The 21,191-nt window shown below is 68.7% G+C and carries 17 protein-coding genes; 9 read left to right on the top strand and 8 right to left on the bottom strand.

Going from position 1 to position 21,191, the window contains the following annotated elements; genetic code table 11:
- Positions 1 to 12: 12 nt before the first annotated feature.
- The 7 genes from ACTG4X_RS03465 to ACTG4X_RS03435 form a co-directional block, all read right to left on the bottom strand.
- Positions 13 to 1,170, bottom strand: coding sequence for an NAD(P)/FAD-dependent oxidoreductase (locus ACTG4X_RS03465; protein ID WP_440533215.1), 1,158 nt, complete (start codon positions 1,168 to 1,170; stop codon positions 13 to 15).
- Positions 1,167 to 2,573 (bottom strand): FAD-dependent oxidoreductase, encoded by a 1,407-nt coding sequence (locus ACTG4X_RS03460; protein ID WP_440533214.1) that lies wholly within the window; start codon positions 2,571 to 2,573, stop codon positions 1,167 to 1,169. Before ACTG4X_RS03460 ends, ACTG4X_RS03465 begins: the two co-directional genes overlap by 4 nt.
- Before the next feature lie 5 nt (positions 2,574 to 2,578).
- Positions 2,579 to 2,959, bottom strand: a complete 381-nt coding sequence (locus tag ACTG4X_RS03455) for a (2Fe-2S)-binding protein (RefSeq protein WP_440533213.1) — start codon at positions 2,957 to 2,959, stop codon at positions 2,579 to 2,581.
- A 19-nt stretch (positions 2,960 to 2,978) separates the two neighbouring features.
- Positions 2,979 to 3,473 (bottom strand): Lrp/AsnC family transcriptional regulator, encoded by a 495-nt coding sequence (locus tag ACTG4X_RS03450; RefSeq protein ID WP_007828485.1) that lies wholly within the window; start codon positions 3,471 to 3,473, stop codon positions 2,979 to 2,981.
- A 78-nt stretch (positions 3,474 to 3,551) separates the two neighbouring features.
- A complete protein-coding gene (locus tag ACTG4X_RS03445; RefSeq protein WP_097200499.1) occupies positions 3,552 to 4,955 on the bottom strand; it encodes an aspartate aminotransferase family protein in 1,404 nt (467 codons plus the stop codon).
- A 162-nt stretch (positions 4,956 to 5,117) separates the two neighbouring features.
- Positions 5,118 to 6,050, bottom strand: coding sequence for a 2-hydroxyacid dehydrogenase (locus tag ACTG4X_RS03440; RefSeq protein ID WP_440533212.1), 933 nt, complete (start codon positions 6,048 to 6,050; stop codon positions 5,118 to 5,120).
- 110 nt (positions 6,051 to 6,160) lie between these two features.
- Positions 6,161 to 7,039 carry a GNAT family N-acetyltransferase gene (locus ACTG4X_RS03435; RefSeq protein WP_097200501.1) on the bottom strand — a complete coding sequence of 293 codons (879 nt, stop codon included), beginning with the start codon at positions 7,037 to 7,039 and terminating at the stop codon, positions 6,161 to 6,163.
- A 222-nt stretch (positions 7,040 to 7,261) separates the two neighbouring features.
- On the opposite strand from ACTG4X_RS03435, the gene ACTG4X_RS03430 reads away from it, so the two are divergent.
- The 9 genes from ACTG4X_RS03430 to ACTG4X_RS03390 all read left to right on the top strand — a co-directional run bounded on the left by ACTG4X_RS03430 (position 7,262) and on the right by ACTG4X_RS03390 (position 18,790).
- Entirely contained in the window at positions 7,262 to 8,743 is a 1,482-nt protein-coding gene (locus ACTG4X_RS03430; protein ID WP_097200502.1) for an aldehyde dehydrogenase family protein, read from the top strand.
- Positions 8,744 to 8,959: 216 nt separating this feature from the next.
- The gene (locus ACTG4X_RS03425; protein ID WP_097200503.1) at positions 8,960 to 9,625 is read left to right on the top strand and encodes a haloacid dehalogenase type II; all 666 of its coding nucleotides are present in this window, start codon (positions 8,960 to 8,962) and stop codon (positions 9,623 to 9,625) included.
- A 31-nt stretch (positions 9,626 to 9,656) separates the two neighbouring features.
- Positions 9,657 to 10,949, top strand: coding sequence for an NAD(P)/FAD-dependent oxidoreductase (locus tag ACTG4X_RS03420; RefSeq protein WP_097200504.1), 1,293 nt, complete (start codon positions 9,657 to 9,659; stop codon positions 10,947 to 10,949).
- 69 nt (positions 10,950 to 11,018) lie between these two features.
- Positions 11,019 to 12,641: an ABC transporter substrate-binding protein gene (locus ACTG4X_RS03415; RefSeq protein ID WP_093076890.1), complete on the top strand. Its 1,623-nt coding sequence runs from the start codon at positions 11,019 to 11,021 to the stop codon at positions 12,639 to 12,641.
- 10 nt (positions 12,642 to 12,651) lie between these two features.
- A complete protein-coding gene (locus ACTG4X_RS03410) occupies positions 12,652 to 13,608 on the top strand; it encodes an ABC transporter permease (protein WP_097200506.1) in 957 nt (318 codons plus the stop codon).
- A 16-nt stretch (positions 13,609 to 13,624) separates the two neighbouring features.
- A complete protein-coding gene (locus ACTG4X_RS03405) occupies positions 13,625 to 14,542 on the top strand; it encodes an ABC transporter permease (RefSeq protein ID WP_440533211.1) in 918 nt (305 codons plus the stop codon).
- Positions 14,542 to 16,188 carry an ABC transporter ATP-binding protein gene (locus ACTG4X_RS03400; protein ID WP_440533210.1) on the top strand — a complete coding sequence of 549 codons (1,647 nt, stop codon included), beginning with the start codon at positions 14,542 to 14,544 and terminating at the stop codon, positions 16,186 to 16,188. The genes ACTG4X_RS03405 and ACTG4X_RS03400 overlap by 1 nt, the downstream gene beginning before the upstream one ends.
- 11 nt (positions 16,189 to 16,199) lie before the next feature.
- Positions 16,200 to 17,288 (top strand): tartrate dehydrogenase, encoded by a 1,089-nt coding sequence (locus ACTG4X_RS03395; RefSeq protein WP_440534354.1) that lies wholly within the window; start codon positions 16,200 to 16,202, stop codon positions 17,286 to 17,288.
- Positions 17,289 to 17,305: 17 nt separating this feature from the next.
- Entirely contained in the window at positions 17,306 to 18,790 is a 1,485-nt protein-coding gene (locus ACTG4X_RS03390) for an NAD-dependent succinate-semialdehyde dehydrogenase (RefSeq protein ID WP_097200509.1), read from the top strand.
- A gap of 15 nt (positions 18,791 to 18,805) precedes the next feature.
- Here the strand turns inward: ACTG4X_RS03390 and ACTG4X_RS03385 are convergent, their stop codons facing one another.
- The gene (locus ACTG4X_RS03385) at positions 18,806 to 21,043 is read right to left on the bottom strand and encodes a LamG-like jellyroll fold domain-containing protein (RefSeq protein WP_097200510.1); all 2,238 of its coding nucleotides are present in this window, start codon (positions 21,041 to 21,043) and stop codon (positions 18,806 to 18,808) included.
- Positions 21,044 to 21,191 lie beyond the last annotated feature (148 nt).

The raw sequence follows: 21,191 nt of genomic DNA, 5'->3' as shown, positions 1-21,191 counted from the left end.
GCAGCAGCGGCCTCAGGCCGCCTGCTTCGTCAGCTCATTCGCGAACCGGCCGATCGAGAAGCTCTCGATCGGCGTCGACGTCTGGCCAGTGGCGATCAGCTCGGCCATCGTCTCGCCCACGCCCGGGCTGATCGCGAAGCCCTCGCCATTGAAGCCGAAGGCATAGTGCAGGCCCGGCACGCGGGCGCTCGGGCCCATCACGGGTTGCCAGTCGGCGGTGTAGCCCTCGATGCCGCTCCACACGCGGATCAGCTGCACGTGCACGAAGGCTGGCACGAAGCGGCGCAGCTCGCGCAACTGGCGCAGCACGTTGTCGGGCTTCACGTAGGCGCGGATGTGCTGCGCATGCGCCGGCCCCTTGAGCCCGCCGCCGAAGACGATGTTGCCGCGCGCGATCTGCCGGAAGTACAGGCCCTCGTGCTCGACGGGCGACGAGATGCCGATCGACGGCCCGATGGCGTAGGGCAGCGGCTCCGTCACGCCCATCTGCGGGCCGCGCGCCTCCATCGGCACAGCTTCGCCGAACTGTTCGGCCATGCGGTTCGACCACGCGCCGCAGGCCACGAAGAGCTGCGCCGCGCGAAAGCGCCGGCCGTCCGCCGTGTGGGCGACGAAACCCGCGCCATCGCGCTCGACCTGCATCACCTCGGCCTGTTCGACGATGTTCGCGCCCGCGCGCCGCGCGGCGCGTGCGAAGGCCGGGCCGGCCAGGCGCGGGTTGGCGTGGCCGTCGTTCGGCGACAGCGATCCGCTCACGATGCCGGGCGCAAAGATGCCCCAGCGCCGGCGCAGATGCTCCGCATTGAACAGTTCGAGATCGAGGCCGAGCGGCTTCACGTCTTTCGCGTGCTGCTCCAGCACCGCGGCCTGCTGCTCGGTGTAGCAGACGCGCAGGTGGCCGTAAGGCACGAACTCCAGGTCTTCGCCGAGCAGTTCCTTCACGCGGCCCCAGACGGCGCGCGCACGGTTGGCCAGCGGCATCTGCGCCAGCGCGCGGCCCTGCCTGCGCACATTGCCGAAGTTGGTGCCGCTGGCCTGGCGGCCCACGAGCTCGCGTTCGAGCAGCGTGACCGACAGGCCATGCTGACGGCGCAGGAAGAAAGCGGCGGTGGTGCCCATCAGGCCGCCGCCGAGCACCAGCACGTCGGTGGTGGTCGTCGTATCGCTCATGCCTGCACCTCGCGCGTGTTCATCATCAGCGGCTTGACGGGCGCCTGCGAGCGCAGGCGCCCCACCAGTTGCACCGGCACGCCGCTGGCCTGCGCCACGATCTCGGCCGAGGCGTGGCCGCAGAAGCGGCCCTGGCAGCGCCCCATGCCGACGCGGCTGAAAGCCTTGGCGCGGTTGACTTCGTGGCTGTCCATCTCGTTGACGCAGCGGCGCAGTTCGCCTGCCGTCACGGCCTCGCAGCGGCACACGACCGCGTCGTCGGGCAGTGCCGCGGCCTGCGCATGCGGCCACGGAAATGCGCGCGCCAGGCCTTCGCGGAAGCGATTCATCTGCGCCAGCGTGCGGCGCAACGCGGCGGACTCGGCGTCGTAAAGCGCACGGCCCGGTGCATGGCCGAGATCGGCCAGCGCGGCGAGCGCTGCCAGTCGGCCGGCCGCTTCGGCACCATCGGCCCCGAGGATGCGAACCCCGTCGCCGGCCAGGTACACGCCCTTGGTGCTGCTGCGGCCGTCGGCGTCGATGCGCGGCAGCCACTGCCGGCTCAGCGGCTCGAATTCGAAGTCGCAGCGAGCAATGTCGGCCAGCTGCGTTTCGGCGCGCAGGTGCCAGCCGAGGCCCACGGCATCACACTCGAAGCGCTGCTCGCGCCCGTGGGCATCGCGCACGGCCACGGCCTGCACACCCAGGCTGTCGTCGCCGTCGATGCGCAGCGGTTCCACGCCCTGCAGCACCGGCACGCCCGCGCGGCGCAGGCCGCGAATCAGCGCGAGCCCGCGCAGTGCCAACCGCGGTCTTGCAAGCAAGCCGGCCACGGCGCCCCAGGGCTTGGCGGCCGGTGCGGTGTCGAGCACCGCCGCCACCTGCGCGCCGGCCTGCACGTACTGCGAGGCCACGAGGTACAGCAGCGGACCGCTGCCCAGGAAGACGACGCGCGAACCAATGGCGCAGGCCTGCGCTTTCAGCGCGATCTGCGAAGCGCCAAGGCTGTAGCAGCCGGCGCGGTGCCAGCCCGCCACGGGCATCAGCCGATCGGTCGCGCCGCTGCACACCAGCAGGGCATCGAAGGGCAGCGTCTGCGGCTCGCCGGCATGCACGACATGCAGCGCGCCTTCGCTCACGTTCCAGGCCAGCGTGTCGCCGCGGTAGTCGACATGGTCGCGCAGCGCGTCGAAGTCGCTGTGCAGCGCCTGCGCCTTTTCAGCCTCGGTGCCGTAGAGCTTGGCATAGGGCCGCTTGAAGCCCTCGGGCTGGCGGCGGTAGATCTGGCCGCCGTCGCGCCGGCTTTCATCGACGACCGTGGGCCGCACGCCGGCGCGCACCAGCGCCTGCGCGGCGCGCACGCCGGCGGGGCCGGTGCCGACCACGACGATGCGCGGTGAAGCAGAAGGGAAAGAAGGAGGCACCCCGCTCATGCCCCGCCCCCCGGCGCATGGCGAGCCAGCGACTGCTGCAGATCCGGTGTCGGCAACCAGTGGTCCGCCGGCGGGCGCGTGAGCACCGACATGCCCTCTTCCACCGGCGTCGAGCAGGCGCGCAAACGCTCGCCGGCCGGTGTCCACACCCAGCAGTCCTGGCAGGCGCCCATCAGGCAGAAGCCGGCGCGCGGCCCGTCGCCGAACTCGCTGTCGCGCACGCGTCGTCCGTTGCTCAGCAGCGCCACCAGCAGCGTGTCGCCGGCCAGCGCGGTGCGGGCCTCGCCGTCGATGTGCAGGGTCAGCGCGGGCCGGTCGGTTTCTGCGAGCCGCACGAAGCGGGCTGGCGGCTGGAAGCGAGGCTTGGGTTCGGGCATGGACGGTCGAAGGCGCCGGTCAGCGCTCGTGAGGAAAAAGCCGTTCGATCGGACAGTGCGTCTTGATGAACGGCGACTTGATGACGATGTAGCTGAAGTACTTCGCGATGCCGATGTTGCGTTCGAGCAGTCCCTCGATCACTTCCTGGTAGTGGTTCACGCCGCGGGTGAGAAAGCGCAACAGGTAGTCGTAGCCGCCGCTGACCAGGTGGCATTCGAGCACCTCGTCGACCTCGCGGATCGCAGCCTCGAAGCGCACGAAGTCCTCGCGGTGGTGGTCAGACAGCGTGACCTCGGTGAACACGGTCAGCGTATCGCCGAGCTTTTCGAGCCGAAGGTGCGCGCCGTAGCCGGCGATGTAGCCGGCCTGTTCCAGCCGCTTCACGCGAATGAGACAGGGGCTGGGCGAGAGCCCCACCGCATCCGCCAGGTCGACGTTGGTCATGCGCCCGTTCTTCTGCAACTGGGCCAGGATGCGAAGGTCGAGTCGGTCGATCTTGAAAGCTTCTGACATGGCGGTGCCTGATAACGAGAGAAAGCCCGATTCTGCGTCGTTGGCCGCCGGTCTTGCGGGCTTTGCGTGCCTGTTCGCTCAGGCCGCCATCGCGGCGCGAACGTCGGGTGCTTCCAGCACTTCGTCGAGCGTCTTCTTCAGCCGCGCGAACATCTGTGCGAACTCGTCCTCGGTGAAGGTGAGCGCAGGTGCAAAGCCGAGGATGTGGTCGCCGAAGGAGCGGAACACCAGCCCGTTGCGGTAGCCGGCGGCGAAGATGCGATCGGACAGCCCCAGCGCGGCATCGAAACGGCGCTTGCTGGCCTTGTCGCTCACCAGCTCCAGCGCGCCCAGCAGGCCGCGGTGGCGCGAATCGCCCACCAGCGGATGCGCGAGCAGCGCGTCGAGCCCGGCGGCGAAGTGCGCCGCGCCGCGCTGGCCGTTGGCGAGGATGCCGCCTTCCTCGTAGAGCCGCAGCACTTCGAGCGCAACAGCGGCGCCGACCGGGTGCGCCGAATAGGTCGCGCCGTGGCCGATGGAGGCGCCCTCGGGCGCGCCGTCGGCGATGCCGGCGTAGACCTTCTCCGACATCATGGTCGCGCCCATCGGCACGTAGCCGGCCGTGAGGCCCTTGGCCATGGTCATCAGGTCGGGCTCCACGCCTTCCGCCTCGCAGGCGAACATGGGACCGGTGCGGCCGAAGCCGGTGATGACTTCGTCCACGACGAAGAGGATGTCGAGCTCGCGCGCGGCCTCGCGCATGGCCTTCAGCCAGCCCTTGGGCGGCACGATGACGCCGCCCGAGCCCTGGATCGGTTCGCAGAAGAAGGCAGCCACGTTGTCCACGCCCAGCTCGGCCACCTTGGCGCGCAAGGCCGCGACCGACGAGGCGATCAGCGCCTGCGCGTCGGCGCCGTCGACATGGCGATAGGCGTAGGGCGACGCGATGTAGTGCTGCGTGGGCAGCGGCAGGTCGAAGCCGCGATGAAAGGCCGGCAGCGCCGTGAGGCCAGCGCCGGTGGACGACGAGCCGTGGTAGCCGCGCTCCAGCGAAATGAACTGCTTCTTCGACGGCCGACCGGTCGCGTTGTAGTACTGCACGATGAAGCGCACGGCGGCATCGACCGCCTCGGAGCCACCCAGCGTGAGGTACACGCGCGTCAGCGAAGAGGGCGTGATCTGCACCAGTTTTTCAGCAAGGCGGATGGCCGGCTCGCTGCTGAAATGAAAGTAGCCGGTTGCGTACGGCAGCTTGCGCATCTGCTCGGTGGCGGCCTGCACCACGCTCTCTTGCCCGTAGCCCACGTTCACGCACCACAGGCCCGCAAAGGCGTCGAGGAGTTCGTGGCCGTTGCCGTCGGTCAGCCATGCGCCACGGCCCGAGGACAGCACGGTGGGGCCGCGCTGCTCGTGCACGCGCCAGGGCGAGACGGGGTGGATCAGATGCGCGCGGTCGATTGCGTCGAGCGCGGCTTGGTGGGGCAATGCGGTGGGGTGCGTCATGGCGGTGTTGGAGGGAGCGAGAGCGAAGGAGCTTTCGATGCCCTCAGCTTAGGCGGCGCACCGCACGAGGTGGTGCTGCTTTGGGGGTGCCGCACAAAGCAGGCTGCGGTTGTGTGCATGGCACGCAGCAGATCGTGCGGTCGGTCTTCCTTCTTCCCGTCTTCAATACCCGCGTGCGCGATCGACCAGCCCGAGCATCGGCTCGCCGGCTTCGAAGCGCTCGAGGTTGTCGAGCACCACTTCGGCGGCGCTCAGCGGCTGCGTCATGCTCGCGATGTGCGGCGTGAGCTGGATGCGCGGATGGCGCCAGAAGGCATGCTCCGGCGGCAGCGGCTCGGGGTCGGTCACGTCGAGCACCGCATCGCCGATCTGCCCGCTTGCGAGCGCGGCCAGCAGGTCGGCATCCACAAGCTGCGGCCCGCGCCCCACATGCACCAGCCCGGCGCCCGTGGGCAGCAACGAAAACAGCCGCGCATCGAGAAAGCCGCGTGTCGAATCGGTCAGAGGCAGCAGGCACACGAGGATGTCGGTGCGCGCCAGAAAGGCCGGCAGCTCATCGGCGCCGGCATGGCATTGCACACCGTCGACCTCGTGCCGCGAACGGCTCCACCCTGCGCAGTCGAAGCCCAGTGCGACGAGCTGCGCCAGCACGGCCTGCCCGAGCGAGCCCAGCCCGAGCACGCCGATGCGCCGTTCCCCAGCGGGCCGCACAGACAGCGGCTTCCACAGGCCCTCCTGCTGCTGGCGCCGGTATTGCGGCATGTCGCGATGCAGGCCAAGCACAGCATGCGTCACGTACTCGACCATGCCGCGCACGATGCCGGGCTCCACCATGCGCACGATTGGCAACGAGGCCGGAAGCGCTGCGAAGTCGAACTGGTCGACGCCCGCACCGGAAGAAAACAGCACTTCCAGATTGGGAAAGCGCGTCGCCAGATCTTCCGGCGGCTCCCAGGCTGCGAGAAAGCGCACTTGTGCCGGATCGCCGATGTCGGGCCAGATGCGGAAGTCGATGTCGGGGGCGCGGCGGCGGAACACTTCGGCCCACAGGCGGCCTCTTGCCGGGTCGGATTTGTAGAGGAAGGTAGTTTTCATGATTGACTGGACTCGGCCGGGAACACGTTCAGGGTGCGTGCGAATGACACCGGGTACTCCCCTCCGCGAATGTCCCCCGTCGACGTGATCGCACCCTGAACAGCAAGCGCTCATCCAACAGCCTGAGTCACGATGGCAAAGAGCGAAGGACCACCCGCCGGAGTGACAAGCGGCGCACCACGCACCATCGTCGTAGGCGCATCCACACGCAGCAGCCCGATGCTCTCCAGGCACTCAGACAGCCCACTGTCGAAGTCGATGTCGATGCGCGTGAAGTGCCCGGCATTCACACTGGCCAGATGCGCGATCAACGCCTTCGCGCCGTCGACATCAGGCGCAACCACCGGCCCGATCGAATGCCCGCGCCCGAAGCGACGCAGCATCGCAAAGCCGCGCGGTTCGTTGTCATGGTCGAGCACCACGCAGGCATCGGCGGTGGACAGCAGGTCGCCAATCAATGCATCGCGCGGCATGCCACGCGCCGCCGCATCGAGGGCCTGCAGCGCCGCGGCCTCGTGAACACCGGCAGGCCGCAGACGCCAGCCCGGCTGCAAGGCCACCAGCGGCGCCGACTGCGCGATGCCCTGGTGCTGCCGCAATTCGCCGATGCGCACGAACCCCAGCCGCTCGTAGAGGCCGCGACCTTCGGCGGTGGCATGCAGCAGCACCGTGCGGTCTTCCAGGCCGTCGAGCAGCGCGCTCATCAGGCGATGCCCGATGCGCCGGCCCTGGCAGGCTGGCGTCACGACCACGAGGCCGAGGGTGGCGTGGCGTTCGCCCCAGAGCCAGCGCAGGGCACAGCCGACGATCTCGTCGTCGCGCTCGGCCACGATGCCTTCGGCATGCGCGAACACCTGCGCCCAGTCCGCCAGCCGGTGCGGCCAGCGCAACAGGTCGGTCAGCGCCTGCGCGAACGGCAGGTCGGCAGGCGTCATCGGTCTCAGCACCACGCCGTCTCCGGCGAGTGCATTCGGGGTCTGATCGGGCATTGAAAGGTCTCGGTGGCGAAGAGGATGTTCCTTCCATCTTGGACGACATCGGCGCACGGTGCCAGACCGAAATCGACGTTCACTGCAACTTGCAAGCTTCGGCTGCAACGTGCCCGGGTTTTGCAATTCGCTGCGGTGCGGTGCCTGCGTACGCATACAAATGCTGTGCCAACCTGCCTAGGATCGATCGCCGCTCTTGCGGTGTTCTCGCAACCTACGCCCATGCAAGCCTTCGACCCGCGACAGATCCACGTGCCTTCGGGCCATTTCATCGGTGGGCGCCTCGTGCCCGACGCCGGTCGCATCGTGGTGCACAGGCCCTCCGATGCGCAGGCGCATGCCGAGCTTCCACTGGCCGATGCCGACACGGTGGACGCCGCCGTGCGCGACGCATGGAATGCCTGGCGCCACAGCGACTGGGCACGGCGCGCGCCGCGCGAACGCGCTCGCGTGATGCGCCGCTGGGCCGAGCTGATCGAGGCCGATGCGGCAAATCTCGGCCCGCTGGAAGCCGTGTGTTCCACGCGGCCGGTGCGCGACGCCATCGCGTGGGACGTTCCGTTCACCGCCGAGGGCCTGCGCTTCTTCGCCGAGTACGCGGACAAGCTCGGCGGCGAAGTCGCGGCAACGCGCCATGACCACCTCGGCATGGTGGTGGCCGAGCCCTACGGCGTCATCGGTGCGATCACGCCGTGGAATTTTCCGCTGGTCATGGTGTCGTGGAAGGTCGGCGCGGCGCTCGCGGCCGGCAATGCGGTGGTGCTCAAGCCATCGGAGCTCACGCCCTGGTCGGCGCTGCGGCTGGCCGAGCTGGCCATCGAGGCCGGCGTGCCGCCCGGGCTCTTCAACGTCGTGCAGGGTGATGGCCGCATCGCTGGAGACGCGCTCTCGCGGCACCCGCTGATATCGAAGATGACCTTCACCGGCTCCACCCGCACCGGCGCCGCGATCATGGCCGCCTGCGCCATGACCGGCCCCAAGCCGGTAACGCTGGAGCTCGGCGGCAAGAGCCCGCAGCTGGTGTTCGACGATGCGCCCGACATCGACCGCCTGGCCGGCATGATCGCCGGCGCCATCACCGGCAACGCGGGGCAGGTGTGCGTGGCCGGGTCGCGGCTCATCGTGCAGCGCGGCATTGCCGAGGCGCTGGTGGAGCGCATCGCGGCGCGCTTCGCGGCGATGCGCCCGGGTGCGACCTGGGACGACACGGCCACGCTGCCGCCCATCATCTCGACACCGCAGGCCGGCCGCATCCTGGAGATCGTCGATCGCGCGCGCGACGCCGGGGCCACCGTGCGCTGCGGCGGCGGCCTGTTCGACGGCGGGCCGGGCGGCGCCTACTTCCAGCCCACGCTGATCGAGGGCGTTGACGGCGCCAACCCCGCCGTGCGCGAAGAGATCTTCGGACCGGTGCTCACGGTGCAGACCTTCGCCGACGAAGAAGAAGGCCTGGCGCTTGCCGCGCACGAGCACTACGGGCTGGCCAGCGGCGTGCACACCGCCGACATCGGCCGCGCGCTGCGGGCGATGCGCGGCATCAGTGCCGGCACGGTCTGGATCAACCGCTACGGCCGCAGCGCCGACTTCGTGATCCCCACCGGGGGTTATCACCAATCGGGCATCGGCAAGGACCTGGGGCGCCAGGCGGTCGAGGCCAACCTGCGCTTCAAAAGCGTGCTCATCGACTTCGCCGCGACGCACTGAGGTGCGCCGCCGCACGCATGGAGGGCAGACCGCATGGCATGCCGCCACGCCCCCTTCAAACCGCAGCTTTGTCGCGGCGGGCAACGTTTTTCCCTACAACTCCGGAGCGGCTGCGTGCTGCAATCAATTCGTAATGAGCTTGTCGCAATTGCCGTCCAAGGCAGGCGACCCGACCCGGTCGGCAACCGGTTTGAATGAACCCAAGGATTCGAGACCATGACCTTCAAGCCCAAGTACGTGACCTTCGACTGCTACGGAACGCTGACGCGCTTCCGCATGAAAGAGATGTCGCGTGATCTCTTCGCCGATCGCATTCCGGCCGAGCACATGGAGCAGTTCATCGCCGACTTCGCGGCCTACCGCTTCGATGAGGTGCTGGGCGCCTGGCAGCCCTACGAGGTGGTGCTGAAGAATGCAGTGCGCCGCCTGTGCCGCAAATGGAAGATCCAGTACTTCGACCTGGACGCGCAGAAGATCTACGACGCGGTGCCCACCTGGGGCCCGCACGCCGACGTGGCCGCCGGCCTGGCCAAGGTCGCGAAGGAAATCCCGCTGGTGATCCTGTCGAACGCATCGGACGACCAGATCCAGAAGAACGTCGCGATGCTCGGCGCGCCCTTCCACCGCGTCTACACCGCGCAGCAGGCCCAGGCCTACAAGCCGCGCCTGACGGCCTTCGAATACATGCTCGATTCGCTCGGGTGCAACCCGGAAGACGTGCTGCACGTGTCGTCCAGCCTGCGCTACGACCTGATGTCGGCGGACGACCTGGGCATCGTCAACAAGGTGTTCGTGAATCGCGGCCATGGGCCGGGCAACCCGGCGTACCGCTACACGGAGATCCAGGACATCGGCGGCCTGCCTGGCGTCGTCGGTCTCTGATCTTTCTTTCTTGCAGCACCAGCCCCACGCCATGAAGCTCGACTCCTACTGGACCGATTCGGCGCCAGCCTTCGCCCCCGAGGCACATGAGTTGCCGGCGCAGGTCGATGTCGCCATCGTCGGCGGCGGCTTCACCGGCCTGTCGGCGGCGCTGGCGCTGGCGCGGCGCGGAGCCCGCGTCGCGGTGCTGGAGGCCGGCTCGCGGGTGGCGGCAGAAGCCTCGGGGCGCAACGGCGGGCACGTCAACAACGGGCTGGCCGTGGACTACGCCGATGTGGCGGCCAAGGTCGGCGTCGAGCGCGCGCGCGGCTGGTATCACGCGTACGACGCCGCGGTCGACACGGTGGCGCGGCTGGTGCGCGAGGAGGCGATCGACTGCGACTTCATGCGCCACGGCAAGCTCAAGCTCGCCACGCGGGCGAACCAGATGGCCGCGCTCGAACACAGCGCCCGACGCCTGGTCGACGACGGCGTGGACTGCGACGTCGAACTGCTCGACGCGGCGCGCGTGCGCGCCGAGGTGCAGAGCGAGCGCTTCCACGGCGGCCTGCTCTACAAGCGCAGCGGCCAGATGCACATGGGCCGTTTCGCGCACGGACTGGCGACGGCCGCGCAGCGCAGCGGCGCACAGATTCACACCGCCACCGAGGTCAGCCGCATCGAGCGCATCGGCCAGGGCCATGCCCACCGATTGCACACCGGGCGCGGCGTGGTCACGGCGCAGCAGGTGCTGCTGGCCACGGGCGCGACGCGCCATGGCGGCTACGGCAGCTTCGGCTGGCTGCGCCGGCGCATCGTGCCGATCGGCAGCTTCATCGTCGTCACCGAGCCGCTGGGCGCCGAGCGTGCGCAGGCATTGCTCGCGGCGCGGCGCACGTACACGACCATCGCGAACATCCACCACTACTTCAGGCTCACGGCCGACCACCGGCTGGTGTTCGGCGGGCGCGCGCGCTTCGCGGTCTCCAGTCCGCAGTCGGATGCCGCGAGCGGCGACATCCTGCGCGCGGGGCTGGCCGAGACATTTCCGCAGCTCGGCGCGGTGCGGCTCGACTATTGCTGGGGCGGACTGGTCGACATGACACAAGACCGCCTGCCGCATGCCGGCGAACGCGACGGCCTCTACTACGCCATGGGCTACAGCGGCCACGGCACGCAGATGTCGGTGCACATGGGCGAACGCATGGCCGCCGTGATGGGCGGCCATGCGGGCGCCAACCCCTGGCAGGGCCGCGAGTGGCCCGCCATTCCCGGCCACTTCGGCCCGCCGTGGTTCCTGCCGGCGGTGGGCTTCTATTACCGGCTCAAGGACAGGCTGGCCTGAGGGCTTGCTGTCATCTCTTTCGTTCGTTTCCGATTTCTTCCACCCCACGGCCCCTCAGGAGCACCCACCATGAGCGACAGCAGCAACAAGAGCTTCGAAAACCTCGTCGGCCCAGACGAAAGCCTTCGCGTGATGGCATCGCTGCGACGCGGCGCCTCTCGGCGCGACATCCTGACGATGCTGATGGCCGGCGGCATGCAGGCCACGCTGGCCGGCAGCCTGGCGGGCATGGCGGTGTCGGCCCATGCGCAGACGCCGCGGCGCGGCGGGCGCATCCGGGTGGCGGGGGCCACCGCTGCCGCGACCGACACGCTCGATCCGGCCAAGCAGTCGAACCAGACCGACTACTCGCGCTGCAACATGATCTACAACGGCCTGACGACGCTCGACGGCAGCCTGACGCCGCAGCCCGCGCTGGCCGAATCGTTCACCACCAAGGATGCCAAGACCTGGGTGTTCACGCTGCGCAAGGGCGTGCTGTTCCACGACGGCAAGGCGCTCTCGCCCGCCGACGTTGTCTTCTCGGTGATGCGCCACAAAGACCCGGCCGCGGCCTCCAAGGCCAAGGTGCTCGCCGACCAGATCGAGAGCGTGAAGGCCACGGGCCCGAACGAAGTGACGGTGGTGCTGAGCGCGCCCAACGCCGACCTGCCGGTGATCCTGGGCACCTTCCACTTCCACATCGTCAAGGACGGCACCACCGACTTCAACACCGGCATCGGCACCGGCCCCTACAAGCTCAAGGAGTTCAAGCCCGGCATCCGCTCGCTGGTGGTGCGCAACGAGGCCTACTGGAAACCCGGCAAGCCGTACCTCGACGAGATCGAGTTCGTCGGCATCGGCGACGAGAGCGCCCGCGTCAACGCGCTGCTGTCGGGCGGCATGGACCTGGTGGGCTCGGTCAACCCGCGCTCGGTGGAACGCGTGAAGGGCACGCCCGGCTTCGGCATCTTCGTGACCCAGTCGGGCCAGTACTCCGACCTGGTGATGCGCAAGGACGCGGGCCCCGGCGCCAACCCCGACTTCGTGCTCGGCATGAAGCACCTGTTCGACCGCGAGCAGATGAAGAAGACCATCGCGCTCGACTACGCAGTGGTCGCCAACGACCAGCCGATCGACCCGACCAACCGCTTCTACTTCGGCGGCCTGCCGCAGCGCCCCTTCGACCTGGACAAGGCGAAGTTCCACCTGCAGAAGGCCGGCGTCACGGGCAAGGTGCCGGTGGTGGCGTCGCCCGCGGCGCTCTACTCTGTGGAAATTGCTCTGATGCTGCAGCAGACCGCGCAGCGCGCCGGCCTGGAGCTCGACATCAAGCGCATGCCGGCCGACGGCTACTGGTCGAACCACTGGCTCAACAGCCAGGTGGGCTTCGGCAACGTCAACCCGCGCCCGAGCGCCGACGTGCTGCTCACGCAGTTCTTCCAGTCGGGTGCGGCCTGGAACGAGTCGCGCTGGAAGAGCGAGAAGTTCGACCAGCTGCTGCTGGCCTCGCGCGCCGAGACCGACCTGGCCAAGCGCAAGCAGATGTACGCCGACATGCAGACCATGATCCACCAGGACGCCGGCATCGGCATTCCGCTTTTCCTCGCGAGCATCGACGGCCACACCTCCAAGCTCAAGGGGCTGTCGCCGATTCCGCTCGGTGGCCTCATGGGCTACAACTTTGCCGAGAGCGTATGGCTCGAAGCATGAGCCCGCTGACATGAACCGACAGATCCTCAAGCTGCTCGGCCAGCGCATAGCGCTGGCGCTGCTGTCGCTGCTGGCGGTGTCGGTGATCGTGTTCTCGATCACCGCGGTGCTGCCCGGCGACGCGGCCCAGGAGCAGCTCGGCCAGGATGCCACGCCGGAAGCATTGGCCGCGCTGCGCGCGCAGATGGGCCTGGACGTACCCGCGCCCAAGCGCTATGCGCAGTGGCTGCTGGGCATCGCGAAGGGCGATCTCGGCCGCTCGGCCACCACGCAGATGCCGGTGTCGGAGCTGGTTGCCAGCCGCCTGCCCAACTCGCTGCTGCTGGCTGCGGTCACGGCGCTGTTCTCGGTGCCGATCGCGCTGGCGCTGGGCATCGCCTCGGCGGTGTGGCGCGGCTCCTGGTTCGATCGCGTGGCCTCGACCTCGGCGGTGGCGGTGGTGTCGGTGCCGGAGTTTCTGGTCGCGACGCTGGCGGTGCTGGTGTTCGCGGTCAAGCTGCGCTGGCTGCCGGCACTTTCCTTCGTCAGCGACATCGATTCGCTGGGCCAGATGCTGCAGGCCTTCGCGATGCCGGTGCTGGTGCTGTGCTGCGTGATCGTCGCGCAGATGATGCGCATGACGCGCGCCGCGGTCATCGACCAGCTCGAGGCGCCCTACATCGAGATGGTGCGGCTCAAGGGCGCCTCGCCGATGCGCATGGTGCTGGCGCACGCGCTGCCCAACGCGGTAGGCCCGATCGCCAATGCGGTGGCGCTCAGCCTGTCGTACCTGCTCGGCGGCGTGATCATCGTCGAGACCATCTTCAACTACCCGGGCATCGCCAAGCTGATGGTCGACGGCGTCTCGCAGCGCGATATGCCGCTGGTGCAGACCTGCGCAATGATCTTCTGCTGCGCCTACCTGATCCTGGTGACTGCCGCCGACATCTGCGGCATCGTCGCCAACCCGCGGCTGCGGCACCGCTGAAGAAGAGGCAGCAAGCATGGAACCGTCCACTTCCCCCTCCTCTTCTCCGGCTGTGAACGCCACGGCCTCCATCGCGGCCGCGCCGCTGCCCGAGCCGAAGCGCGGCCGTCTGCACTGGCTCGCAGGCTTCGGCGTCTCCGGCCTGCTCGGCCTCGCGGTGCTACTCTTCTGGATGCTCGCGGCGGTGTTCGGCCCCTGGCTGCTGTCGTACAGCACGGCATCCACGGGCACCTCGAACGTCTTCATGCCGATCGGCGCGGCGCATTGGCTCGGCACCGACTACCTCGGGCGCGACATGCTGGCGCGCGTGATCGAAGGAGCGCGCTACACGGTCGGCGTCGCGCTGCTCGCCACGCTCGTGGCCAGCGGCACCGGCACCGTGCTGGCGCTGCTGGCAGCCGCCAGCGGCCGCTGGATCGACGCGACGCTCAGCCGCGGCCTCGACACCCTCACGGCAATCCCGAGCAAGATGTTCGCGCTCATCATGGTGGCGGGCTTCGGCTCCTCGGTGCCGATGCTGGTCTTGACCGCGGCCATCATCTACGTGCCCGGCGCCTACCGCATCGCGCGCTCGCTGGCCGTGAACATCAACGCGCTCGACTACGTGACCGTGGCGCGCACGCGCGGCGAAGGCACGCTCTACATCATGCTGCGCGAGATCCTGCCCAACATCGTCGGCCCGATGCTGGCCGACCTGGGCCTGCGCTTCGTCTACACCGTGCTGCTGCTGGCGAGCCTGAGCTTCCTCGGCCTGGGCATACAGCCGCCGGCCGCCGACTGGGGATCGCTGGTGCGCGAGAACATCGGCGCGCTGGCCATGGGCGGTGCCTCGGTGATCGTGCCGGCGCTGGCCATCGCGAGCCTGACCATCGCGGTCAACCTCGTCATCGACAACCTGCCCGGCGGCGCCGCGCGAGAAAAAGGAACACGCTGATGGGAGCACCACTCACAGTCCAGGGCCTGAGCATCTGCGCTGGCGCCAGCACGCTGGTCGACAACCTGAGCTTCTCCGTGCAGCCGGGCGAGGTGCTCGCGCTGATCGGCGAGTCGGGCTCCGGCAAGACCACCACCGCGCTGGCGCTGATGGGCTATGCACGCCACGGCTGCCATATCTCGGCAGGCAGGGTGCAGATCGGCGACACCGACGTGCTGGCGCTCGATGCCCGCGCACAGCGCGCGCTGCGCGGGCGCACCGTGGCCTACATTGCGCAGAGCGCGGCGGCCTCCTTCAACCCCTCGCGCACGATCATGGACCAGGTGGTCGAGCCGACCGTGATCCACGGCCTGTGCAAGCGGGCCGAGGCCGAGGCAAAGGCGGTGCAGCTGTTCCGCGAACTCGCGCTGCCCGATCCGGAAAGCATCGGCGCACGCTATCCGCACCAGGTGTCGGGCGGCCAGCTGCAGCGGCTGATGGCGGCGATGGCGCTCATCGGCGACCCCGACCTCGTGATCCTCGACGAGCCGACCACCGCGCTCGACGTGACCACGCAGATCGAAGTGCTGCGCGCCTTCCGCCGCGTGGTGCGCGAGCGCCGCGCCACCGCGGTGTACGTGAGCCACGACCTGGCGGTGGTGGCGCAGATGGCCGACCACATCCTGGTACTGCGCAACGGCCGCATGCGCGAGATGAACGCGACGGGGCAGATCCTCGCCGCGCCGGCCGACGAATACACGAAGAGCCTGCTGGCCGCCGCACGGCCGGTGCCGCGTGCTTCAGCCGGGGCCGCCGACGACGGCCGGGAGCTGCTGCTCGAAGTGCGCCAGCTCTCGGCCGGCTACGGCCCGGTGGATGCGCAGGGACGCCCGGCCAAGCCGATCCTGCAGGACATCGACCTGACGCTCTACCGCGGCCAGGCAATCGGCGTGATCGGCGAATCGGGCTCGGGCAAGACCACGCTGGCGCGCGCGGTGGCGGGCCTGCTGAAGCCCAGCCACGGCAGCGTGCTGTTCCACGGCCGCGAACTGAAGCCCACGCTGCAGCAGCGCGAGCGCGACGAGCTTCGCCGCATCCAGATCGTGTTCCAGATGGCCGACACGGCACTGAACCCGTCGCAGACCATCGAGCGCATCCTGGCGCGGCCGCTGGAGTTCTACAAAGGCCTGCGCGGCGAACCGCTGCAGAGGCGCATCCGTGAACTGCTGGACCTGGTGAAGCTGCCCCAGACCGTGGCCGGTCGCCTGCCGGGTGGCCTCTCTGGCGGGCAGAAGCAGCGCGTGAACCTGGCGCGCGCGCTCGCGGCCGACCCCGACCTGATCCTGTGCGACGAAGTCACGTCGGCGCTCGACACCGTGGTCGGCGCGGCGGTGCTGGACCTGATGGCAGAGCTGCGGCGCGAGCTCGGCGTGTCTTACCTCTTCATCAGCCACGACCTGCACACGGTGCGCGCCGTGTGCGACGAAATCGTCGTGATGCAGCACGGCCGCAAGCTCGCGCAGGTGGCGCGCGCCGACTACGATCGCGGCCCGCACCACCCCTACTACGAGCTGCTGGCGCGCTCGGTCCCCGAGTTGCGTCAGGGCTGGCTCGACGAGATGGACCGCGCGAATCACATGGACCGCGCCACGGCCCTCACATCATGAGAAAGACCGAAATGACACCGACCTTCCGCATCGCGCTGATCGCCGGCGACGGCATCGGCAAGGAAGTGATGCCCGAGGGCCTGCGCGTGGTGCAGGCCGCCGCGGAGCGCTTCGGCTTCGAGCTCGACTGCCGCACCATCGACTGGGCCAGCGCCGACTACTACGCAGCGCACGGCCAGATGATGCCGGACGACTGGAAGGAACAGCTCAAGGGCGTCGACGCGCTGTTCTTCGGCGCCGTCGGTTGGCCCGCGACCGTGCCCGACCACGTCTCGCTCTGGGGATCGCTGCTGAAGTTCCGCCGCGAGTTCGACCAGTACATCAACCTGCGTCCGGTGCGCCTGTTCGAGGGCGTGCCCTGCCCGCTGGCCGGCCGCAAGCCCGGCGACATCGACTACCTGGTGGTGCGCGAGAACACCGAGGGCGAATACACCTCGCTCGGCGGCGTGATGTACGAGGGCACCGAGCGCGAAATCGTGATCCAGGAATCGGTCTTCTCGCGCCACGGTGCCGACCGCGTGCTGCGGTACGCCTACGAGACCGCGCGAGCGCGCAAGCGCAAGCACCTGACGGTGGCCACCAAGAGCAACGGCATCGCGATCAGCATGCCCTGGTGGGACGGACGCGCCGACGCGGTGGGCCTCGACTTTCCTGGCGTGACGGTCGACAAGCAGCACATCGACATCCTGTCGGCGCGCTTCGTGCTGCAGCCCACGCGCTTCGACGTGGTGGTGGCGAGCAACCTGTTCGGCGACATCCTCTCCGACCTCGGGCCCGCGACCACCGGCACCATCGGCCTCGCGCCGTCGGCCAACCTGAACCCCGAGCGCAAGTTTCCGTCGCTGTTCGAGCCGGTGCACGGCTCGGCGCCCGACATCTATGGCCAGAACATCGCCAACCCGATCGCAATGATCTGGTCGGGCGCGCTGATGCTGGACTTCCTCACGCAGGGGCAAGGCGCGGGCCGCGCGGCGCACGATGCGATCCTGGGCGCGATAGAGGCGGTGCTGCGCGACGGTCCGCGCACGCGCGACCTCGGCGGCTCGGCGAGCACCACCGAAGTGGGCATCGCGATTGCAGAGCGCGTCGCGGCGGCCTGAAGAAAGACTTTTCGACCATGACGACACTCGAACTCGAACACAAAGACCTGATGCCCGGGCGCCAGCTCATCGGCGCCGATTGGCGCGAGGCCGGCGACGCCCGCCGCCTCGACGTGACCAACCCCGCCACCGACGCCGTCTTCGCGAGCGTGCCCGACGGCACGGCCGCCGACGCGCGCGCAGCCGTCGATGCCGCGCACGCGGCCTTCCCCGCTTGGCGTGCGGTGCCTGCCAAGCAGCGCGCGCAGATCCTCAAGCGCTGGAACGACCTGATGCTGGCGCATCAGCAAGACCTGGGTCGCCTGGTCTCGCGCGAACAGGGCAAGCCGTTGGCCGAGGGGATCGGAGAGATCGCCTACGCGGCCAGCTACGTCGAGTGGTTTGCCGAAGAGGCCACGCGCGCCAACGGCGAAGTGATTCCCGCGCCGGTACCGGGGCGCCGCATGCTGGCGTTGAGGGAGCCGGTGGGCGTGGTCGCGGCGATCACGCCGTGGAATTTTCCGGCGGCCATGATCGCGCGCAAGATCGCACCGGCCCTCGCGGCGGGCTGCACGGTGGTGTGCAAGCCGGCCGAAGACACGCCGCTGACCTCGCTGGCCCTCGTGAAGCTGGCGCAGGAAGCGGGCGTGCCGGCCGGCGTGCTCAACATCGTGACCGCATCGCGCGAACGCACGCCCGAGGTGGTGGACGTGTGGCTGGCCGACGCGCGCGTTCGCAAGATCAGCTTCACCGGCTCCACGCCCGTGGGCAAGCACCTGGCGCGGGCTTCGGCCGACACGCTGAAGAAGCTCTCGCTCGAGCTCGGCGGCAATGCGCCCTTCATCGTGTTCGACGACGCCGACATCGACGCCGCGGTGGAAGGCCTGATGGCCTCCAAGTTCCGCAATGGCGGCCAGACCTGCGTGTGCCCGAACCGCGTGTTCGTGCAGGCGCGGGTGCACGATGCGTTCGTCGACAAGCTGGCCGCGCGGGTCGGTGCGCTGCGCGTGGGCCCGGCTACCGAGCCAGACTCGCAGATCGGCCCGATGATCAACGCGCGCGCGGTCGACAAGATCGAGCGCCATGTGCGCGACGCCGTCTCCAGGGGCGCGCGCATCGTCGTCGGCGGCGAGCGGCTGCGCAATGCGCGCTGCAACGGCCCCAACTACTACGCACCCACCGTGCTGGTGAATGCCGACGCGACGATGGAATGCAGCTGCGAGGAAACCTTCGGCCCCGTGGTGCCCGTCACGCGCTTCGAGACCGAGGCCGAAGTGATCGCCGCCGCCAACGACACGCCCTTCGGGCTCGCGGCGTACTTCTATTCGACCGACGTGCGCCGCATCTCGCGTGTGGCCGACGCGCTGGAGTCGGGCATTGTCGGCATCAACGAAGGCGCGCTGGCCGCCGAGGCCGCGCCCTTCGGCGGCGTGAAGGAATCGGGCTACGGCCGCGAAGGCTCGGTGCATGGCCTGGAGGACTACATGCACATCAAGTACGTCTGCCAGGGCGGGCTGAGCTAGACGTTACCGGATCGCCTACTGGGCCAGCGCCGCCACGTCCGCGCTGCCCAGCGCGCCGCCGTAGATGCGGAAGTCGTCCACGCGCCCTTGCAGGTACGGATCGCCGGAGAACTGCGAGCGCCCCAGCCAGTTCTGCGTTGTCGAGCCGAGGTCGAAGGGCCCCAGGCTCATCTGCGCGTTGGAGCCGGCCTCGACGCCGTCCACGTACAAGGTGCCGAGCGCGCCGGACACGGTCACTGCAACGTGCACCCACTTGCCGGTCGGCAGCGCCGCCGATCCGTCGATCACCTGCTCGTTGTAGCCGTGGACGGTGGAGATCGCGAAACGCGGCGTGCCGCTGTTGCTGCGGGCGGTCAGCATCATGTAGCGGCGCTCGCCGGAGCCGAAGTCGAAGACCCGCGACCACGTCGCGAGGCTGTCGATGTACAGCCATGCGGTGATGCTGAAGTCGGCAAGGTCTTTCGACACCACGCCCGCAGGCAGGGCGACATAGCTGCCGGCCTTGCCGTCGAGCACAACTGCATTGCCTTCGCGTCCGGCAACCCAGGCCGCGCCGCCTTGCAGTGCGCTGGCGCCGAACCGGCCGGTCGCGTCGGCAGCTGTGGTGCCGCTCGCTTCATCGAACTTGAGCTGCATCAGCAGCTCGGCCTTGATCGCCGCCCGTTCTTCGTTGGAGGCAGCGCTCTCCCCCGACGCTGTCACGGCAACGATCACGTAGTAATAGACCGCTCCGGCAACGACGGTGCCGTCGGTGAACGTGAGCGTGTCGGTGATGCCCGGGGCGATGGTGGTGTACGGCCCGCCCGCGGTGCTCGCGCGCTTGACCGAATAGCTCTGCGCGTCGGGGCAGCCCCACCATGACAGCACCACCTGCGTGCCGCGCACCCGGGCCGTGAGCCCGCTCGGCTTTCCCTGTGCCGCGAGCGGATCGCGCGTGAAGGTCAGCGTGCCGAAGCCCAACTGGTCGCCGTTGCCACCGTCCCCCTCAGGGTACATCTGCGCGACCTGCAGGGCGGTGTAGGGCGTCGCGATGCCCAGGCGATTCGCGTAGTGGTTGTGCACGCTTTCCCATATGCCGCGCCGGTGCCCCTGGCCGGCAGTCGACAGCACCGACTGCGTGCCCTGCTTGTTGATGTTGGTGAAGAAGGGCACGGTGTAGAAGTCGCCGTTGCTGTCGCGCAGGTTGGACTTCGCCACGTACTCGGCGCCTGCGAGAAAGCGGTTGTTCTCGTAGCCGTACGTGTCGTCGCCCTGGTTCCACGCCATTTCGTGGAACGCACCCGCCAGGCCGATGCCCAGGGTGCAGTGACCCTGGTCGCGCCCGCTCTCCTGCCACTGACCGAGGTAGCCCGGGTGCACCTGGTAGACCGCCTGCAGGCCCGCCCCGTTGCCCTGGCCGGTCTTGTAGTAGCTCATCGCCTCGTCGTAGATGTCTTGCCGGTCACACAAGACGCCGATGGCCAGCATCGAGGCCAGGGTGCACTGATCCCAGTTGGCCCAGTAGTTGGTGATCTCGGAGCCGTTGTGGTCGATCAGGAAGCTGTGGTTCAGCGGATAGAACACGGTGAGCATCATGTTCTGGAAGCGCGCGAGATCGGCGGCCGCCCAGCCCTCGTAGGTGCGCATGATCTCGGCCGCATTGGCGAACTGGTAGCCGTAGATACCGGCGGCCAGGAAGCGGTCCGCGTTGCCGGTGAGCGCGGTCAGCGTGGACGACCATTCGTTCAGGAAGACCACAGCCAGATCGGCATAGCGCGTGTCCTGCGAGACCTTCCAGCGCAGCGCCAGCTGATAGGCGCGCGCGATGTCGATGTACATCTGCGCGAAGTTGGAGTCGTCGCCGCCGCGGATCACGGTGGCCAGCGGGCGCGGCTTCGCACCAAGCTGCGCGCGGCCGTTGCCCGTCAATGCGTTCCAGCCGTCGAGCCAGGGTTGCGCCTTGTCCTGGACCTTCTGGCGCATGCGCTCGAAGTCGGCTTCGGTGTGCAGCAGGCCGGGATGGACGAATTTGCGCGCTTCCACGGATGGAGTCGTCGATTCAGGGACAACGACATCGGCAACGGCCACTGCATCGGCCGACGCCGCCGCGGCCGTTCCCTGCTGTGCGGCGCCAGAGCCCGCCGCCATCGAGAAACCACCGCCTCCCCCACCGCCGCAAGCCGTTGTTCCCAATGCGAGGGCGCTTGCCGTGCCAAGAAAAAATACGCGGCGGTCCAGGGAGAAGCCGTTCTTGTCGTCCAACGAATGTGCCATTTGCCGAATCTTTGTAAAAATTTAATTCAGCAACATGCATGCCATTCGCTTTGCGCCGTGCAACCCCGTGCCATTGGTAGCACGGATGAATGCATTGGGCCTGGATTGCGTTGGCGAATCGCGCAATCCCATGACATTGATGTCACAG

Origin of the sequence: Variovorax sp. YR566 (genome assembly GCF_051992195.1) — a bacterium.
Lineage (GTDB): Bacteria > Pseudomonadota > Gammaproteobacteria > Burkholderiales > Burkholderiaceae_C > Variovorax.
Note: the sequence above shows the minus strand (reverse complement) of the source record. Positions and strands in the feature narration are given on the sequence as shown.

Coding starts and splice junctions, on each gene's coding strand:
- ACTG4X_RS03465 (WP_440533215.1), bottom strand. CDS start 1,170: ATGAGCGATACGACGACCACCACCGACGTGCTGGTGCTCGGCGGCGGC.
- ACTG4X_RS03455 (WP_440533213.1), bottom strand. CDS start 2,959: ATGCCCGAACCCAAGCCTCGCTTCCAGCCGCCAGCCCGCTTCGTGCGG.
- ACTG4X_RS03450 (WP_007828485.1), bottom strand. CDS start 3,473: ATGTCAGAAGCTTTCAAGATCGACCGACTCGACCTTCGCATCCTGGCC.
- ACTG4X_RS03445 (WP_097200499.1), bottom strand. CDS start 4,955: ATGACGCACCCCACCGCATTGCCCCACCAAGCCGCGCTCGACGCAATC.
- ACTG4X_RS03440 (WP_440533212.1), bottom strand. CDS start 6,050: ATGAAAACTACCTTCCTCTACAAATCCGACCCGGCAAGAGGCCGCCTG.
- ACTG4X_RS03435 (WP_097200501.1), bottom strand. CDS start 7,039: ATGCCCGATCAGACCCCGAATGCACTCGCCGGAGACGGCGTGGTGCTG.
- ACTG4X_RS03430 (WP_097200502.1), top strand. CDS start 7,262: ATGCAAGCCTTCGACCCGCGACAGATCCACGTGCCTTCGGGCCATTTC.
- ACTG4X_RS03425 (WP_097200503.1), top strand. CDS start 8,960: ATGACCTTCAAGCCCAAGTACGTGACCTTCGACTGCTACGGAACGCTG.
- ACTG4X_RS03420 (WP_097200504.1), top strand. CDS start 9,657: ATGAAGCTCGACTCCTACTGGACCGATTCGGCGCCAGCCTTCGCCCCC.
- ACTG4X_RS03415 (WP_093076890.1), top strand. CDS start 11,019: ATGAGCGACAGCAGCAACAAGAGCTTCGAAAACCTCGTCGGCCCAGAC.
- ACTG4X_RS03410 (WP_097200506.1), top strand. CDS start 12,652: ATGAACCGACAGATCCTCAAGCTGCTCGGCCAGCGCATAGCGCTGGCG.
- ACTG4X_RS03405 (WP_440533211.1), top strand. CDS start 13,625: ATGGAACCGTCCACTTCCCCCTCCTCTTCTCCGGCTGTGAACGCCACG.
- ACTG4X_RS03400 (WP_440533210.1), top strand. CDS start 14,542: ATGGGAGCACCACTCACAGTCCAGGGCCTGAGCATCTGCGCTGGCGCC.
- ACTG4X_RS03395 (WP_440534354.1), top strand. CDS start 16,200: ATGACACCGACCTTCCGCATCGCGCTGATCGCCGGCGACGGCATCGGC.
- ACTG4X_RS03390 (WP_097200509.1), top strand. CDS start 17,306: ATGACGACACTCGAACTCGAACACAAAGACCTGATGCCCGGGCGCCAG.
- ACTG4X_RS03385 (WP_097200510.1), bottom strand. CDS start 21,043: ATGGCACATTCGTTGGACGACAAGAACGGCTTCTCCCTGGACCGCCGC.